This window comes from Butyrivibrio sp. INlla21, from assembly GCF_900116875.1.
In the GTDB taxonomy this organism is placed as follows: Bacteria; Bacillota; Clostridia; order Lachnospirales; family Lachnospiraceae; genus Butyrivibrio.
Genome location: NZ_FPCC01000003.1, coordinates 12,122 through 27,631, shown reverse-complemented (window position 1 = coordinate 27,631; position 15,510 = coordinate 12,122). Strand labels below are relative to the sequence as shown.

The following is a 15,510-nucleotide window of genomic DNA, read 5'->3' as shown; positions in this document are numbered from 1 at the left end:
ACGAGGAAAGGATGAATCGATATGAATGAACTTAGAGAGACTACTACCGATGTTGGAGAACTTATTCAGTATATAGTTATTAAGATTGATGATGAGTATTACGGAATCAACATCAAATTCATAGACAATATTGTAAGAATGCAACAGATCACACGTGTTCCCAAGGTTGATGCGTTCCTTAAGGGCGTTATCAATATCCGAGGCGAGATAGTTCCCGTTATGAGTATTCGTATGAAGATGGGACTTGAAGAGGATGTTATAACGGACAAGAGCCGTATCATTATCCTTAAGACCGAGGCCGGAGACCTTGTTGGAATCATAGTTGATCAGGTTAATCAGGTTCTTACACTTGATTCCAAGAATATTGAGAAGGTTCGCTACGATGACAAGAAAGGCAAAGCAAATGCCACATTTGTCAGCGGAGTAGGACATTATGACGGCGGACTTGTATCAATTCTCGATCTCGATGCCGTTGTATCCGAGAAGGAAGTTAAAGAAAAAACATCTAATGCAAGTTGATCGGAGGAAGTAATATGGGAGAGATGAATCTGGACAATTTATCCAGCCAGTATTTTGACGTACTTAAGGAACTGGGTAATATTGGTGCAGGTAATGCCACAACAGCACTTGCGCAGATGATTGGAACCAAGGTCGATATGTGTGTGCCCCAGGTAAGACTCCTTGATTTTAAGGATGTCGGTGATCTTATGGGCGGTGCCGAGAAGATCATGGCAGGTATTTATCTTGCGCTTAACGGTGATATCGACGGAAGCATTATGTTCCTACTTGGCAAGCAGGCTGCGAGACATCTTGTAGATAAACTTATGGGAACCGGTCCGAAATCGGAAGATGAGGAGTTTGACGAGGTTGAGATGTCCGCTCTTAAAGAGGTCGGCAATATCATCACAGGTTCATACCTTAATTCCTTGTCAATGATGACTAACCTTAAGCTTATTCCTTCAATTCCTTATGTTGCAATTGATATGGCCGCTGCGATCTTAAGCGTTCCGGCTATCCAGTTCGGCATGATGGGGGATAAGATCCTTCTTATCGAGACCCAGTTTTTTGACGAGCTTAAGTTAAGTGGTTACTTTATACTATTACCTGATATTGACGGTTACAGTAAAATTCTCTCTTCACTGGGAATGGGAGAGATCTCAAATTAACGAAGGGGTCTTATATGAGTCAGATTATTAAGGTTGGTATGGCCGATCTGAACATTTGCGTAAGCCCTGACGGAATAACCACTTTAGGGCTTGGATCCTGCGTAGGAATTGCGATAAGGGATCCCGTCACCAAGATAGGTGGCCTGGCGCACGTAATGTTGCCGGATTCAACTGAAATAAAAAACAACTCTAATATACCTAAATTTGCGGACACCGGAATTCAAGAGCTTGTAGACCAGATTGTTGCCAAGGGTGCGAACAAATCGAGGCTTGTCGCCAAAATAGCGGGAGGCGCTCAGATGTTTGCATTTCAATCACAGAATGCAACGATGCGAGTCGGCGACAGGAATGTAGCCGCTTCGCTTAAGAAGTTAAAAGAGCTTAATATACCGGTTCTTGCACAGGACACCGGCGACTCATACGGAAGAACGGTCATTTTTTATCCTGAGAATGGGGATTATATTATCAGAGCTGTTGGAAAGCCTGAGAAAGTAATATGAATGAAACTGAAGACTTAAAGAAATTCAATAAAAAGATCATCACGCCGCTGATAGTGCTTTCTGCGACTGCAATTATTGCGGTATTTACGTATTTTAAGCACTATCCTATGCGTGATTGGCTTTTGATAGTCCTTTGTTCATTGGTCATCTTTGTTGCGATATCTCTTTTGTTCGAAAAGATGATCATGGGCTTTATGGATATAAATAGAGAGAAGGCTCTGGCATTACAAGCCGAAGAAGAAAAACTTCTTGAGGAGGAAAATCCCGAAGAAGAGGAAAGTATTGAAGAACAAGAAGAGTCGGATTCCGATTCAATGGAAGTTCACGACATTCTTGAATAAAACATTCGGGGATCTGGTACATGGACGAAGCAGGCAAGAATAAATTATGGACAGAATATGGAAAGACTAAATCCGCAGAACTTAGAGAGCAGCTCATATTAGAGTATGCTCCTCTTGTTAAGCTTGTAGCGGGTAGACTCAGCATGTATCTTGGATTTAACGTTGAGTATGACGATCTTGTTGGATACGGCATCTTTGGACTTATCGATGCGATCGACAAATTCGACCTTATGAAGGATGTTAAGTTTGAAACTTATGCAAGCCTTCGTATCAGAGGTGCGATTCTTGATCAGATAAGAAAGATGGACTGGATACCGCGTACTATCAGACAGAGACAGAAAAAGATAGAAGCGGCCATAAGAGAGATCGAAAAAGACAGCGGTCACGTTGCGACCGATGCTGAGATAGCTGCCAAAATGGATATCTCTGAGGATGAGTATCAGAATTGGCAGAATCAGATGAAGGTAACGGGCGTGGTATCTCTAAATGAGTTTATGGATTCCGGCGCCGATATTCCCGAGGATTCCAACAATCATTCTTCAGGATTCACCAAACCCGAAGAGGCTGTTGAGAAGGAAGAGCTTAAGAAGATGCTCGCGGAATCTTTGGAGCTTCTTACCGAAAAAGAGAAGAAGGTTATTTTGCTGTACTATTATGAAGAGCTTACATTAAAGGAAATCAGTGAGGTTCTCGAAGTATCTGAATCGAGAGTATCTCAGCTTCATACCAAGGCTCTTCAGAAAATGAGGGAAAAATTGGGTAATTATCTTGGACTTGTTACCAATTCCAGATAAAAGAACTATATATATAAAGGGGTTTATGAGATGAACGGTTACTTCCAGCTTGTTATCACACCTAAGGGTACCGGGATTAAAGTATTTGCACCAACAGACGGAGGAGATGCTTTAAATTTTACTGATGTCCGCGATTACCTTGAGGACAAAAAAATAGAATATGATCTGACTGTTTTAAATGAAGCTGTGGCCAATGCGGATGGTAACGTGGTTTTGATTAATAATGCTCAAATTTTGCCTGAAAGAGAGTATGTCAAATTCTACGTTCCTAATGACCGTATGAGTGTCACGGCATTTTTTATTCCTCCGACAGAGGGCGGAGAGCTTATGACCGAAAAAGAATTCCTTGATACTCTGGCTTACAGAAAGTATAGATTCGGAATCCGGACCGAGGATATTCATAAGTTCTTTGAGCACAGAGAATATTGTAAGGATATCCTAGTGGCAAAGGGCCAGGAAGTTGTTCAGGGTAAAAATGCGAGCGTAGAGCTTCATTTTAATGCCAATTTAAGAGCTAAACCCACTCTTCGTGAAGACGGAAGCGTTGATTACTTCCACCTTAATTTCATAAACAATGTTCAGGCGGGTGATCTTCTTGCGACACTTCATCCCGAGGTTTTGGGGCAACCGGGAACAACCGTTTTTGGTGAACCTATAAAACCCGCCGCTGTTAAGGCTACATATATTAAAGCCGGTAAAAATACCGTACTTTCCGAAGATAAGCTTACTTTGACAGCTGCCACTGCGGGCCATGTTACCGTTAAGGAAGGCAGAATAATGGTATCCGATGTACTTACGCTTGAAAATGTCGATGTTTCAACTGGAAATATCGATTATGAAGGAAGTGTTGAGGTTAACGGCCTTATTGCTTCTAATTTTACCGTTAAAGCAGGTGGAAATATCCATGTAAGAGGCATTGTAGAAGGAGCTACACTTGATGCGGGCGCCGATGTTATACTTGAATGCGGAGCAAAAGCAGGCGGTAATATTCATGCGGGCGGCAATGTAGTAACAAAATTCATTGAGAACGCCACGGTTACCGCAAGCGGAGGAATCACGAGCGAATCCATACTTCATTCCAATGTTTCATCGGGAACCGAGATAAACGTTACCGGAAGAAGAGGCTTTATTGCAGGCGGAAGAGTTAGTGCCGCTGATAAAATAACGGCCAAGGTTCTCGGCTCTGAAATGGGTGCAAATACCATTATTGAAGTCGGTGCGGATCCTCAGATCAAGCAAAGACTTAAAGAACTTCAGAAAAACATAGCTGATTCTCAGAAAAAAATAGAGAGCATCAAGCCTACGATCGAAGGCTTTACCAAGATGCTCAAGGCCGGCGTTAAATTTAATCCTCAGCAGGTTGAAAGTGCCAAGAAGCTTATTGAAATGAATAAGACGCTTACTCAGGAGATTCAGGATGATTCAGATGAATATGCCAATCTTATGGCTAAGCTTGCGGAGGCAAAGGATGCGCAGGTTGTCGTTGAAGGTACCGCTTATCCCGGTACAACCGTTAATATAGGCGAACTTTCGATGATAGTTAAAAAACCCGTTCAATACAGCAGATTTGTTGTTAAGGAAGGAGATGTAAGGTTGGCTCCTATTTAAGCCGATATAAATAATATAGGAGTCGTATATCGTAATACATACTTGCATGTTAAGCAAAGACGCCCAAAAGGAAGGTGAGTAACATGTCGATCAACAGGATAGACTTTGGAGTTATAGCCGCATCAAATGAGGTCTCCGCAGTAAAAGCCGCCGAAGATTCAAGACCCATGATGGACAGGCAGAGCTTCCAGACACAATTTAATGAAGAGGTAGACAATCAAAAGAATTCGGTCATACAAAAAGATGATGTGAGTGGACCGGAGGTTCAGGCTGATGCCCAGGGGAAGGGCAACAACGAATATGCCGGTGACGGTGGAAAAAACCGTAAAAAAGGACGTGAAGAGAGAGGCGAAAAGAATCCGATCTTTGAAAGACAGCTTTCTTTGGAAAAAATGGAAAAGATCGGGGAACACATGCTTGATAAAAACGGAAAAGCCGTTGATCTTCATATTTCCTCGGGTTTTGATTTGAAGATTTAAACTATCTATATTATAATAAATTAGTTTATTAAACGTAGAAAGTTGAGTTGGGTCCCGAATGATTAGTATTACCGAGATTGTTCTCATAATTGCGGGTTTTGCCGCAATAATATTGGGGTATCTTCTTCCTGTGGGAAAAGAACTGGATGAAGAAGATAAAGTGCTCATGGAGAGAGAAATCCGTGAGCTTGTTCGTCGTGAAGTTGAAGGACAAAAAGAGACAATTGAGAACATGGTCGATGACAGCGTAGAGGACACCATCGGTAGAACAGAACGCACAATGGAGCGCATTTCCAATGAAAAGCTTTCCGCAATAAATGAATATTCCGACACTGTCATGAGTGATATTCACAAGAATCACGATGAAGTAATGTTTATGTACGATATGCTTAATGATAAGCATAAGAATCTTACAAGTGTTGTTTCCGAAGTAACCAGAAAGGCTGATGAAGCCAGACAGACTGTCTTGGATGCGGAACTTACCGTTAAGGAAGCTCAGGAAGCAACCAATTCACTTAAGAATCTTCCCAAGAACGACATACCGGAACCGATCAAACAGACACCGGAACAGCAGGTTTCTGCCGATCAGTCGATCAAACAGAAATCCGAAGAGCCGCTTAAAGAGAAATCTGAGCAGCCGATTCCCGTCGTTCGAGAGCCTGAGCTTAATGAAATAAAGCCTAAAGTTATCGTTCCCGATGAAGTTTCCAATCTTCATATTATCGGTAACGATATTAAGGATAAAGACGATGCGGCCGAGCACCACGTTAAAAGCAAGGTTGTTCCTATCACCGAAGCTGTTCGCGTTGAAGGAAAAAGCGTTAATCCCGATAAGAACATGCAAGAGCTTACAGCCAATGATCCTATATCTCAGAACAGGCAGATCATCGAGATGCATAAGGCAGGCAAATCCAATATGGTCATTGCAAGAGAACTCGGACTTGGTATTGGCGAAGTTAAGCTTGTTATAGATCTTTCGAATAAACACAGAAAAGTAAAGTAAAGGATAAGAGTAGATGAAACTTAAGTATTATCTTAGGGGAATCGGTATAGGCGTTATCCTTACGGCTCTTATTATGGGCTTTGCTCTCGGAGGAAGGAAATCCACCATAAGCGATGCCGAAGTGATAGAGAGAGCCAAGAAACTGGGAATGGTCCAGGGCGGCGTACTTACCGATTATTCAAACGAGGAAAACAGCATTGATAATAAAGAGAATTCTTCTTCATCCGCTACGGAAATATCTAAAGAAGGAAAAGCGATATCTTCGGAAAACGACGAAGGACTCACTTTATCAAGTACGCCGATTCCAAAAGTGGATACGGCGACATCGGAAAAAAGCAGCGAAGATAAAATGGCCTTTGCCGCAAGTTCACAAGGTAAATCGGAAGTAAATTCCGATAATTCTAACAAAGCTACAGATGCATCTAAGGATTCCGCGAAAGATACCAAAGCGGATTCCAAGTCAGATAATCCCGATTCAGATAGTAAAGAAGAAAATAAAGAAGATAATAAAGAAGATTCCAAATCAGATACCAAGGCAGAGGATAAAAAAGAGGACTCCAAAGCTGATGATAAGGAGGAATCCAAGCCTGCGGAGGAATCTACAAAGCAGGAAACTCCCAAGCAGGAAAACACATCTTTTGCTACAGGAGAAGCCAAGACAATTACAATACCGGGAGGCCTTTCCTCCGATGGTGTTGCAAGACTTCTTTATGATCAAGGTCTGATCGATGACGCCGTTTCTTTTAACAAGTATCTAGTAGACAACAAGAAGGACAGGATTATCCGTTCGGGAGTTAAGAATATACCTGCCGGGTCGGGTTATGAACAGATTGCTTTAATAATTACAAAATAACTTGGTAAATACGTTAATATAGTGTTGCATTCCCGCAAATTATATGCTAATATGAAAAAGCTGTTGATTTGCGGGATTTTTATGCCCTGATCACGGTGAAAACAAGTAAACACGCATATCTGTTTCTCTTATTGGTGTCAAATCTTTGATCGTAAGGGAGTCATCGCATTTGATAACGCGCTTATGCGGATTAACGACTAAGGGTATGCGGAAGAATTTAACCAAACGGAGGTAATATCATGAGCGTTGTATCAATGAAACAGTTACTTGAGGCAGGTGTACATTTCGGACACCAGACAAGAAGATGGAACCCTAAAATGGCTCCTTACATCTTCACAGAGAGAAACGGAATCCACATCATCGACCTTCAGAAGTCAGTTGTTAAGGTTGACGAGGCTTACAAGGCAGTTTTCGAGATTGCACAGCAGGGTGGAACAATCCTTTTCGTAGGAACCAAGAAGCAGGCACAGGACGCAGTTAAGACTGAGGCTGAGCGTTGCGGAATGTACTACGTTAACGAGAGATGGCTCGGCGGTATGCTCACAAACTTCAAGACAATCCAGAGCAGAATCGCAAGAATGAAGACTATCGAGAAGATGCAGGAAGACAGAACATTCGAAGTTCTTCCCAAGAAGGAAGTTGCACAGCTTAAGAAGGAGCTTTCCAAGCTTCAGGCTAACCTTGGCGGAATCAGAGATATGAAGAGAATCCCTGACGCTATATTTGTAGTAGATCCCAAGAAGGAAAGAATCTGCATCCAGGAAGCAGAGGCACTTGGAATCACTCTTATCGGTATCGGCGACACTAACTGCGATCCCGAAGAGCTTGACTTCATCATCCCCGGTAACGATGATGCTATCAGAGCAGTAAAGCTTATCGTTGGTAAGATGGCTGACGCTGTAATCGAGGCTAATCAGGGTGCTGAGACTGACGTAGCAGCTGAGAGCGAGGACGCTGAAGTAGAAGAGACTACAGAAGAAGTAGCTGAGTAATTTTTGAATATATTTTAATTAAATAAAATCTTAGGGAGGATAATATAGATGGCTATCACAGCAGCAATGGTTAAAGAATTACGTGAGTCTACCGGTGCAGGAATGATGGAATGCAAGAAGGCTCTTACAGAAACTAACGGAGATATGGATGCAGCCGTTGAGTTCCTTAGAAAGAACGGTATCATGAAGGCTGAGAAGAAGGCTAGCAGAATCGCAGCCGAGGGTCTTACAAAGATCGCTGTTAAGGACGACAAGACTGCAGCAGTTGTTGAGGTTAACTCAGAGACTGACTTCGTTGCTCAGAACGAGAAGTTCCAGGCATTCGTTGAGGCTGTTGCTACACAGGCAGTTAATTCCGATTCTAAGGACCTTGATTCATTCATGGCTGAGAAGTGGAATGAGGATGCTTCCAAGACAGTTAACGATGCTCTTGTAGAGATCACAGCAGTTATCAGTGAGAAGCTCAGCATCAGACGTTTCGAGAAGGTTGTTGCTTCTAACGGTATCGTAGTTCCTTACGTACACGGCAACGGAAGAATCTCAGTTATCGTTGAGGCTGACACAGACGTTGTTAACGACGAGATCAAGGATGCTGTTAAGAACATCGCTATGCAGGTTGCAGCTCTTAATCCCAAGTATGTTGCTACTGAGGATGTTTCTCAGGAGTACAGAGATCACGAGAAGGAAATCCTTCTTGCTCAGGCTATGAAGGAGAACGAAGAGCTTCCCGAAGGCAAGAGAAAGCCTCAGGAGATCATCGAGAAGATGCTTATCGGACGTCTCAACAAGGAGCTTAAAGAGATCTGCCTTAACGAGCAGGTTTATGTAAAGGCTGAAGACGGTAAGCAGACAGTTGGTCAGTACGTTGCTCAGGTTGCTAAGAACAACGGTGCTAACCTTAAGATTAAGAGATTCGTTCGTTTCGAGACAGGTGAAGGAATCGAGAAGAAGAGTGAGAACTTTGCAGAGGAAGTTGCAAAGCAGGCAGCTGGTCTTAACTAATCATATTTAAAGATTTACGGAGCTCCGGTTTGTTGACCGGAGCTCTTTATATTTTAGGCGAAATGTCCTATACTAGTAGGGTATGATTTTTTAAGCAAAGGTTGGTAAGGAGTTTTGAATCAGCTAGTTACGATCAAAGGAACCAAATCAGGAATTATCCTTGTTCTTGAGCCTTCTGCTCCTTTCCCTGTACTATCTGATGAAGTTGCTTCCAAGTTTAAGGAGGCCTCGTCATTTTTGGGAAATAAGAACATGGGTCTCATTATCAGAGGCAGAAGTCTTTCTGACGATGAGGAAAGCAAGATAGTTAAGATTATCGAAGATAACTGCGACCTTAAGATATTCTGCGTTATTGATGAGGAATCAGGCGCCGAGAAGTTTTTTGAACATGTAGTTCAGGAACCCGTGGTCAATACTCGCGGAATGGATTCAAGCGTTGAATCCGATACCGTAACTGCGCAGAGTGGCGATGACGGCAACAATGCTCTTATTCTTAAAGGAAACTTGAGATCCGGACAGGATGTTTCATGCAAGCAGAGCGTTGTTATCCTGGGTGATGTTAAGCCCGGTGCCAACGTTATATCTTACGGCAGTATCTTTATATTGGGTGAGCTTCGCGGTAATGCATTTGCAGGTGCCGGCGGAGACAGAAATGCGATTGTTATGGCGCTTAATCTTAATCCTTTACAGGTTAGGATTGCGGATGCCATTGCTATTTCACCCGATGCCGAAAAAGGCCCCAAACTTAAATTCAAGAAAAAGAAGCTTATGGGTAATGAAAACAGTGGTGAGCCTGAAGTTGCTTATATTGAAGGCGACCATATCGTAAAGACAGCTTACGGCGCTTCGTTTCTCAGACAGCTAAATAACTAATTGGAGGAAAAAATGGGAGAAGTAATAGTAGTAACATCAGGAAAAGGCGGAGTAGGAAAGACAACAAGTACTGCTAATTTGGGTACCGGTCTTGCCAAACTTAATAAAAAAGTAGTTCTCATAGACACTGATATAGGTCTTCGTAACCTCGACGTTGTTATGGGACTTGAGAACAGGATTGTTTATAATCTTGTCGACGTTATAGAAGGTAATTGTAAGATCAAGCAGGCTCTTATAAGGGATAAGAGATATGAGACACTGTTTCTTTTACCCGCTGCTCAGACTAAGGATAAGACAAGCGTAACTCCTGAGCAGATGAAGCAGCTTACCGAGCAGCTTGCTGCTGAATTTGATTATGTTCTTCTTGATTGCCCCGCCGGTATCGAACAGGGCTTTAAGAATGCCATTGCGGGAGCAGACAGAGCACTTGTAGTTACAACACCTGAGGTTTCAGCTGTTCGTGACGCAGATAGAATTATCGGTCTTTTGGAGGCCAACGAGATCAAGAAGACTCAGCTTATCGTTAACAGACTTCGTGCCGAGATGATTAAGAGAGGCGACATGATGTCAGCCGATGATGTCATTGACATTCTTGCCGTTGAGCTTATCGGACAGGTTCCCGATGATGAACATATCGTTGTTGCAACCAATAACGGTGAGCCTTTGGTCGGTGACAATTCACTTGCGGGACAGGCTTATATGAATATCTGCCGCAGGATTACCGGAGAACAGGTTCCTTTCCTTGATCTCGAAGCCAAGAAGGGCTTGTTTGGCTGGCTTAAGAAAAAATAAAAAGGAGGCAATATTATGAAATTATCAGATCTTTTCAAAAAGAAGACTTCAAGTGATATTGCCAAGGATCGTCTTAAGCTTGTACTTGTTTCCGACAGAGCATCATGCTCACCCGAGATTATGGCTAAGATCCGCAGTGATATTATAGAGGTATTATCCAAATACGCTGAGATTGATATGGATGGCATTGACATCAACATTACGCATATTGACGCCGATGAAAACGGCGGAAAATCTGCACCTGCGCTTTATGCCAATATTCCTATCAAGAACATGAATCATAACGTTAAATAAAATTAATGGGCAAGGAAGTAATATTCCTTGTCCATTATTTATTTAAACAGCTTTAAACTAATGAATAATCCTTATTTTGTGGTATAATTGGGATAGTTAAGTTTTTATTATATCTTTCAGGAGACTTTTATGAGCGTAAAAGAAGAAGCATATGAATCATTAAAACTTGGAAATCAGCTTTGTTTCCCTCTTTATGCATGTTCCAAGGAAATCATCAGAAAGTATAAGCCTTTTCTTGACGCTTTGGATCTTACTTATACTCAATACATTGTAATGATGGTAATGTGGGAGAAGAAGAGAGTTAACGTTAAGACTTTAGGTGAGAATCTTTTTCTTGATTCCGGAACTCTTACTCCTGTTCTTAAAAAGCTTGAGAGCAAGGGCTACATTAAGAGAGATCGTTCGGAGAAGGACGAGAGAAATCTCGTGGTTACGCTGACGGATGATGGTGAAGCTCTTAAAGATAAGGCCGTTAATATTCCTCAAAAGGTCGGCTCTTGCGTTTGTTTGTCTATGGAAGAATATAAAACTTTATATGATCTCTTGTATAAAATAATCGGTAAAGTCAAAGAAACAGATTGATTTTTTTACCAAATAGAAATACAATTTATACGGTCAATGATGCGTGGTTAGTTTGTTTTTTGGAAAGTCAAAAATTTAACAAATCACGCGTTGTTTATGGAGGTAATTATGAGTTCTCATAATCATAATCATCACCACGACCCGGAAAAGATGAAAGCCATCGTCAACAGGCTGTCCAAGGCAATCGGACACCTTGAATCGGTCAAGAGGATGGTCGAGGACGACAGGGATTGTTCCGAAGTTCTCGTACAGTTGGCAGCTGTACGTTCCGCGCTTAACAACACGGGAAAAGAGATACTTAAAGAACATATAAGTCACTGCCTTGTCCACGCAGTTCAGGAAGGTGATGAAGATGCCATCATAGAACTTAATGATGCCATCGACAAATTTATGAAGACAACATGAGAATAAATCTCATGTAAAATGTATGTGAAAGGGGCGAACACCTTGGCTAATATTTTAAACGTGGTTAACTTTCTTATTCTGTTTCCTTTTATTATGGCGATAATAATAGGATTTCTTAAGAAGGCAAGTCCACTCAGAAGTGCAGTTATTATTATAGGTGGATTTACTATCATGGCCGCCGCCATCTATGTTGCTGTCAATGTTCTCATGTCCGGTAATAAAGCAGACTTCGTTTATCTTGAGAACACAGAGCTTCATGGGCACATAGTGGTTGCTGCTGAAATCTTTCTAATGGGTCTTGTATGTTTTCTCAGCATTAAATACAAGAAATTCTACGCAATTATTTTTTCACTTGTAGGAACTGTTCCCGTTCTTTGGATGGATCTTACAGGTAAGGCAGTAGAAGGCTTTACACATGTACGTATTGATACTTTTGCCGCTGTTATGTACCTGATCGTCGGAGTTGTAGGTATTCTTATCTGTATCTACGCATCAGGATATATGAAGGATTATCACCATCATCATACAGATGTGCAGGATCGTTCCAATTACTTTCTTGCACTTATGTTTGTGTTCCTCGGAGCAATGTTTGGTCTTATTTCTTCAGATAATCTCGGATGGATCTATTTCTTCTGGGAGATCACAAGTGTATGCTCATTCCTTATGATCGGCTACACAAGAACTCAGGAAGCAGTAGACAATTCATTCAGAGCTTTATGGATGAACCTTCTCGGAGGCTGTGGATTTGCGGCAGGCCTTATGTATTGCAATATGAATCTCGGAATTGCAAACTTAAGCCAGCTCACAGACAGCGCTCCGTCTAAATTTGTTCTTGTACCTGTTACACTCTTTGCCTTTGCGGCTCTTACAAAGAGTGCACAGTTTCCTTTTTCAAAATGGCTGCTCGGAGCCATGGTTGCACCTACTCCTTCCAGCGCGCTTTTACATTCTGCGACAATGGTTAAGATCGGTGTATACATGCTCATCAGAATCTCACCTATCATGTACAACACTCTTACGGGTATCATGATCACGGTCATCGGTGGATTCACATTCTTTGCGGCATCACTTCTTGCAATTACAGTCAGCGACGGCAAGAAAGTACTCGCATACTCAACAATTTCAAACCTCGGACTTATCACAGCTTGCGCAGGTACAGGTACCACAGAAGGTGTTTGGGCCGCTGTTATGCTGGTTCTTTTCCATGCCGTTTCCAAGTCACTTCTTTTCCAGACAGTCGGAGATATCGAGAACTGTATGGGAAGCCGTGATGTTGAGGATATGCACGGACTTATCATTAAGCTTCCGAGACTTGCTTTTATCATGATGATCGGTATCTGCGGTATGTTCATGGCACCGTTTGGTATGCTTGTATCTAAATGGGCTGCTCTTAAGGCATTCGTAGATTCAGGTAGTGTATGGCTTGTTATCTTCCTTGTATTCGGTTCGGGAAGTACGCTTTTCTACTGGGCTAAATGGCTTGGAAAGATCTGTACCGTTATCCATCAGTCTTTCGAGCTTGAAGATATAACACCAAGAAGCGAGATGGTATCTATTTTCCCGCTTACTTCGCTTATAGTTATCATGTGCTTTGCATTCCCTTGGATGTCAACCAACATGATCCAGCCGATTCTCGATGAGGCGTTCCATACCAATATCCCCGATGTTATCGGAGGAAGCGATGTTATCATCATGATGATCATGGTTACAATGATCTTCCTTATTCCTATCGGTTCAAGATTCCTTGCCATCGGTAAGAATTCAAAGATGACAATGTCTTATGTTGCGGGTGTCAATGCCGGTGATGACAGACATTATATTGATTCTTTCGGTAAAGAGAGAGCACTTTACATGTCCAACTGGTATATGGATGAATTCTTTGGTGAAAAGAAGCTTCTTTTACCTTGCATAATCGTGGCTGCCGTACTTGTTGCGGTAATGCTTATTATTGTGGTAGGAGGTGCGTTCTGATGACTGTTTCTATTATCATAAAAGCTATACTTTATGTACTTTTGGCTCCGTTTATCGGAGGACTTTTATCAGGCATAGACAGAGTCTTTTCCGCACGTATGCAGGGAAGACAAGGACCTCCTGTTTTTCAGCCTTTTTATGATGTATTTAAGCTTATGAACAAGCAGACCACCGTTGTTAACGGTATTCAGGTTCTGTTTGTAACGGCCTATCTTATCTTTACGATATTTACAGGCGCTCTGTTCTTTGCAGGCGGAGATATGCTTCTTGTATTCTTTGCTCTTTCAATGTCAGAGGTTATGATGGTACTTGCCGCTTTTTCAACAAACGGCCCTTACAGTATCATGGGAGCGCAGCGTGAGCTTTTACAGATGATGTGTTATGAACCTATGACTCTTCTTGTTGCCATCGGTTTTTACTATGCAAACGGAAGTTTCATGGTTAATGATCTTATCCATGCATCTGTGCCCGCGATCGTACAGATACCCGGTTTCTTTATCGGATTTGTATTTATCCTTATCATTAAACTTAGGAAGTCGCCTTTTGATCTTAGTACTTCACACCATATGCACCAGGAGATGGTTAAGGGACTTACGACAGATCTTTCGGGTGGCAACCTTGCACGCGTTGAGATAGCAGAGTGGTATGATACTGTTCTTATGATGGGTATCGTAGGAATGTTCTTTATTACAAACAATCCTATCAGTATCCTTTGGGCAGTTATTGCATGCTCCGTTGTTTTCTTCCTTGAGACACTTATTGATAATCTTTTCCCTCGTGTTAAGTACATCACCATGCTCAAGGTTACATGGGCGGTTATCCTTGTATTTGCGGGAACCAACCTGCTGATCCTTAATGTTTTGAAGTAATGAGAAGGAGATAAGCAAATGAAAATATCAAAATCACCATGGGTGTTACATTATGACGGTTCCAGCTGTAACGGCTGCGATATAGAAGTACTTGCTACCATGACTCCTCTCTATGATGTTGAGAGGTTCGGTATTATAAATACAGGTAATCCCAAGCATGCAGACGTCCTTCTTTTGACGGGAGGTGTCAATGCTCAGACTGCACCTGTAATCAGACAGCTCTACAATATGATGCCCGATCCCAAGGTTGTTGTTGCCTGCGGAATCTGCGCTTGCGACGGCGGAATCTTTAAGGAGTGCTATAACATTTTGGGTGGCGCCGACAAGGTGGTTCCTGTAGATGTATATGTACCGGGATGTGCCGTAAGACCTGAAGCGCTTATCCAGGGTGTTGTAAAGGCTGTAGGAATTCTCGAGGAGAAGAGAAAGAAGTTAAAAGAATCTATGAAGGCCGGCTACTGTATGGTTGATTACAGTAAGATGGCTGTACATATGACCGCGGATGACTATGATCCCAGCACTCAGTATGATGCGATCCTCACAGAGGAAGCACTTAGAGAACAGGCTGAGGAGAAGATGAAAGCTACCGCAAAGCCAACACCTAAGCCGGCAGCACCCGCTGCGGATAATTCCGGGAAAGGAGATAACGCATAATGAATACAGAATTCACAGCCGTTAACCCCGGCAGCATTATAGATGAATCACAGAAGCTTAAATTTGCGGGATACCATCTCATGCAGCAGTGTGCTACAAGAATTCCCGATGCTTATGAGCTTATATATACCTTCGGAAAAGGACTTGAAGTTAAACAGCTCAAGATTACCCTTCCCGAAAACGAAGAGATCTCAAGTATAACAAGTATTTATCCTTGCGCTTTTATATATGAGAACGAGATGCATGATCTTTTCGGTGTGCAGATCAAGATGATCAACATTGACTTTGAAGGTAAACTCTATCGCACAGCGATCGAGACACCGTTTAAATAA

Annotated in this window: 20 protein-coding genes; all 20 read left to right on the top strand. The window is 42.2% G+C overall.

All coding sequences use genetic code 11. From position 1 onward, the window contains the following. The first annotated feature begins 21 nt into the window (after positions 1 to 21). The 20 genes from BM377_RS01705 to BM377_RS01610 all read left to right on the top strand — a co-directional run bounded on the left by BM377_RS01705 (position 22) and on the right by BM377_RS01610 (position 15,510). Positions 22 to 519 carry a chemotaxis protein CheW gene (locus BM377_RS01705; protein ID WP_092242767.1) on the top strand — a complete coding sequence of 166 codons (498 nt, stop codon included), beginning with the start codon at positions 22 to 24 and terminating at the stop codon, positions 517 to 519. A 14-nt stretch (positions 520 to 533) separates the two neighbouring features. Then, positions 534 to 1,166, top strand: coding sequence for a chemotaxis protein CheC (locus BM377_RS01700; RefSeq protein ID WP_092242766.1), 633 nt, complete (start codon positions 534 to 536; stop codon positions 1,164 to 1,166). 14 nt (positions 1,167 to 1,180) lie between these two features. Next, positions 1,181 to 1,666, top strand: coding sequence for a chemotaxis protein CheD (locus BM377_RS01695; protein ID WP_092242765.1), 486 nt, complete (start codon positions 1,181 to 1,183; stop codon positions 1,664 to 1,666). Then, complete coding sequence (locus BM377_RS01690) at positions 1,663 to 2,007, top strand: hypothetical protein (protein ID WP_092242762.1); 345 nt, start codon at positions 1,663 to 1,665, stop codon at positions 2,005 to 2,007. Before BM377_RS01695 ends, BM377_RS01690 begins: the two co-directional genes overlap by 4 nt. A gap of 20 nt (positions 2,008 to 2,027) precedes the next feature. Continuing rightward, positions 2,028 to 2,801 carry a FliA/WhiG family RNA polymerase sigma factor gene (locus tag BM377_RS01685; RefSeq protein WP_092242760.1) on the top strand — a complete coding sequence of 258 codons (774 nt, stop codon included), beginning with the start codon at positions 2,028 to 2,030 and terminating at the stop codon, positions 2,799 to 2,801. A 30-nt stretch (positions 2,802 to 2,831) separates the two neighbouring features. Further along, entirely contained in the window at positions 2,832 to 4,409 is a 1,578-nt protein-coding gene (locus tag BM377_RS01680; protein ID WP_092242759.1) for a DUF342 domain-containing protein, read from the top strand. 83 nt (positions 4,410 to 4,492) lie between these two features. Beyond that, on the top strand, positions 4,493 to 4,888 hold the full coding sequence (locus BM377_RS01675) for a hypothetical protein (protein WP_092242757.1): 396 nt from the start codon (positions 4,493 to 4,495) through the stop codon (positions 4,886 to 4,888). A 58-nt stretch (positions 4,889 to 4,946) separates the two neighbouring features. Further along, positions 4,947 to 5,891, top strand: a complete 945-nt coding sequence (locus BM377_RS01670) for a DUF6115 domain-containing protein (protein ID WP_092242756.1) — start codon at positions 4,947 to 4,949, stop codon at positions 5,889 to 5,891. 13 nt (positions 5,892 to 5,904) lie between these two features. Next, entirely contained in the window at positions 5,905 to 6,744 is an 840-nt protein-coding gene (locus BM377_RS01665; RefSeq protein ID WP_092242755.1) for a hypothetical protein, read from the top strand. Positions 6,745 to 6,983: 239 nt separating this feature from the next. Continuing rightward, positions 6,984 to 7,736, top strand: coding sequence for a 30S ribosomal protein S2 (gene rpsB / locus BM377_RS01660; RefSeq protein WP_092242754.1), 753 nt, complete (start codon positions 6,984 to 6,986; stop codon positions 7,734 to 7,736). 48 nt (positions 7,737 to 7,784) lie between these two features. After that, positions 7,785 to 8,738: a translation elongation factor Ts gene (tsf, locus tag BM377_RS01655; protein WP_092242753.1), complete on the top strand. Its 954-nt coding sequence runs from the start codon at positions 7,785 to 7,787 to the stop codon at positions 8,736 to 8,738. Between the two features lie 114 nt (positions 8,739 to 8,852). Continuing rightward, positions 8,853 to 9,611, top strand: coding sequence for a septum site-determining protein MinC (locus tag BM377_RS01650; protein ID WP_092242752.1), 759 nt, complete (start codon positions 8,853 to 8,855; stop codon positions 9,609 to 9,611). A gap of 12 nt (positions 9,612 to 9,623) precedes the next feature. Further along, on the top strand, positions 9,624 to 10,403 hold the full coding sequence (minD, locus tag BM377_RS01645) for a septum site-determining protein MinD (protein ID WP_092242749.1): 780 nt from the start codon (positions 9,624 to 9,626) through the stop codon (positions 10,401 to 10,403). A 15-nt stretch (positions 10,404 to 10,418) separates the two neighbouring features. Next, positions 10,419 to 10,697 carry a cell division topological specificity factor MinE gene (gene minE / locus BM377_RS01640; RefSeq protein ID WP_092242746.1) on the top strand — a complete coding sequence of 93 codons (279 nt, stop codon included), beginning with the start codon at positions 10,419 to 10,421 and terminating at the stop codon, positions 10,695 to 10,697. A gap of 129 nt (positions 10,698 to 10,826) precedes the next feature. Then, positions 10,827 to 11,279, top strand: a complete 453-nt coding sequence (locus tag BM377_RS01635) for a MarR family winged helix-turn-helix transcriptional regulator (protein ID WP_092242745.1) — start codon at positions 10,827 to 10,829, stop codon at positions 11,277 to 11,279. Positions 11,280 to 11,387: 108 nt separating this feature from the next. Next, positions 11,388 to 11,684: a metal-sensing transcriptional repressor gene (locus BM377_RS01630; RefSeq protein WP_092242744.1), complete on the top strand. Its 297-nt coding sequence runs from the start codon at positions 11,388 to 11,390 to the stop codon at positions 11,682 to 11,684. 42 nt (positions 11,685 to 11,726) lie between these two features. Beyond that, complete coding sequence (locus tag BM377_RS01625; protein WP_242948063.1) at positions 11,727 to 13,655, top strand: NADH-quinone oxidoreductase subunit 5 family protein; 1,929 nt, start codon at positions 11,727 to 11,729, stop codon at positions 13,653 to 13,655. Continuing rightward, entirely contained in the window at positions 13,655 to 14,524 is an 870-nt protein-coding gene (locus BM377_RS01620; RefSeq protein WP_092242738.1) for a respiratory chain complex I subunit 1 family protein, read from the top strand. Before BM377_RS01625 ends, BM377_RS01620 begins: the two co-directional genes overlap by 1 nt. A gap of 18 nt (positions 14,525 to 14,542) precedes the next feature. After that, the gene (locus BM377_RS16670; RefSeq protein ID WP_092242735.1) at positions 14,543 to 15,178 is read left to right on the top strand and encodes an NADH-quinone oxidoreductase subunit B family protein; all 636 of its coding nucleotides are present in this window, start codon (positions 14,543 to 14,545) and stop codon (positions 15,176 to 15,178) included. Continuing rightward, positions 15,178 to 15,510 (top strand): NADH-quinone oxidoreductase subunit C, encoded by a 333-nt coding sequence (locus BM377_RS01610; protein ID WP_092242732.1) that lies wholly within the window; start codon positions 15,178 to 15,180, stop codon positions 15,508 to 15,510. Before BM377_RS16670 ends, BM377_RS01610 begins: the two co-directional genes overlap by 1 nt.

Coding starts and splice junctions, on each gene's coding strand:
- BM377_RS01705 (WP_092242767.1), top strand. CDS start 22: ATGAATGAACTTAGAGAGACTACTACCGATGTTGGAGAACTTATTCAG.
- BM377_RS01700 (WP_092242766.1), top strand. CDS start 534: ATGGGAGAGATGAATCTGGACAATTTATCCAGCCAGTATTTTGACGTA.
- BM377_RS01695 (WP_092242765.1), top strand. CDS start 1,181: ATGAGTCAGATTATTAAGGTTGGTATGGCCGATCTGAACATTTGCGTA.
- BM377_RS01690 (WP_092242762.1), top strand. CDS start 1,663: ATGAATGAAACTGAAGACTTAAAGAAATTCAATAAAAAGATCATCACG.
- BM377_RS01685 (WP_092242760.1), top strand. CDS start 2,028: ATGGACGAAGCAGGCAAGAATAAATTATGGACAGAATATGGAAAGACT.
- BM377_RS01680 (WP_092242759.1), top strand. CDS start 2,832: ATGAACGGTTACTTCCAGCTTGTTATCACACCTAAGGGTACCGGGATT.
- BM377_RS01675 (WP_092242757.1), top strand. CDS start 4,493: ATGTCGATCAACAGGATAGACTTTGGAGTTATAGCCGCATCAAATGAG.
- BM377_RS01670 (WP_092242756.1), top strand. CDS start 4,947: ATGATTAGTATTACCGAGATTGTTCTCATAATTGCGGGTTTTGCCGCA.
- BM377_RS01665 (WP_092242755.1), top strand. CDS start 5,905: ATGAAACTTAAGTATTATCTTAGGGGAATCGGTATAGGCGTTATCCTT.
- rpsB (WP_092242754.1), top strand. CDS start 6,984: ATGAGCGTTGTATCAATGAAACAGTTACTTGAGGCAGGTGTACATTTC.
- tsf (WP_092242753.1), top strand. CDS start 7,785: ATGGCTATCACAGCAGCAATGGTTAAAGAATTACGTGAGTCTACCGGT.
- minD (WP_092242749.1), top strand. CDS start 9,624: ATGGGAGAAGTAATAGTAGTAACATCAGGAAAAGGCGGAGTAGGAAAG.
- minE (WP_092242746.1), top strand. CDS start 10,419: ATGAAATTATCAGATCTTTTCAAAAAGAAGACTTCAAGTGATATTGCC.
- BM377_RS01635 (WP_092242745.1), top strand. CDS start 10,827: ATGAGCGTAAAAGAAGAAGCATATGAATCATTAAAACTTGGAAATCAG.
- BM377_RS01630 (WP_092242744.1), top strand. CDS start 11,388: ATGAGTTCTCATAATCATAATCATCACCACGACCCGGAAAAGATGAAA.
- BM377_RS01620 (WP_092242738.1), top strand. CDS start 13,655: ATGACTGTTTCTATTATCATAAAAGCTATACTTTATGTACTTTTGGCT.
- BM377_RS16670 (WP_092242735.1), top strand. CDS start 14,543: ATGAAAATATCAAAATCACCATGGGTGTTACATTATGACGGTTCCAGC.
- BM377_RS01610 (WP_092242732.1), top strand. CDS start 15,178: ATGAATACAGAATTCACAGCCGTTAACCCCGGCAGCATTATAGATGAA.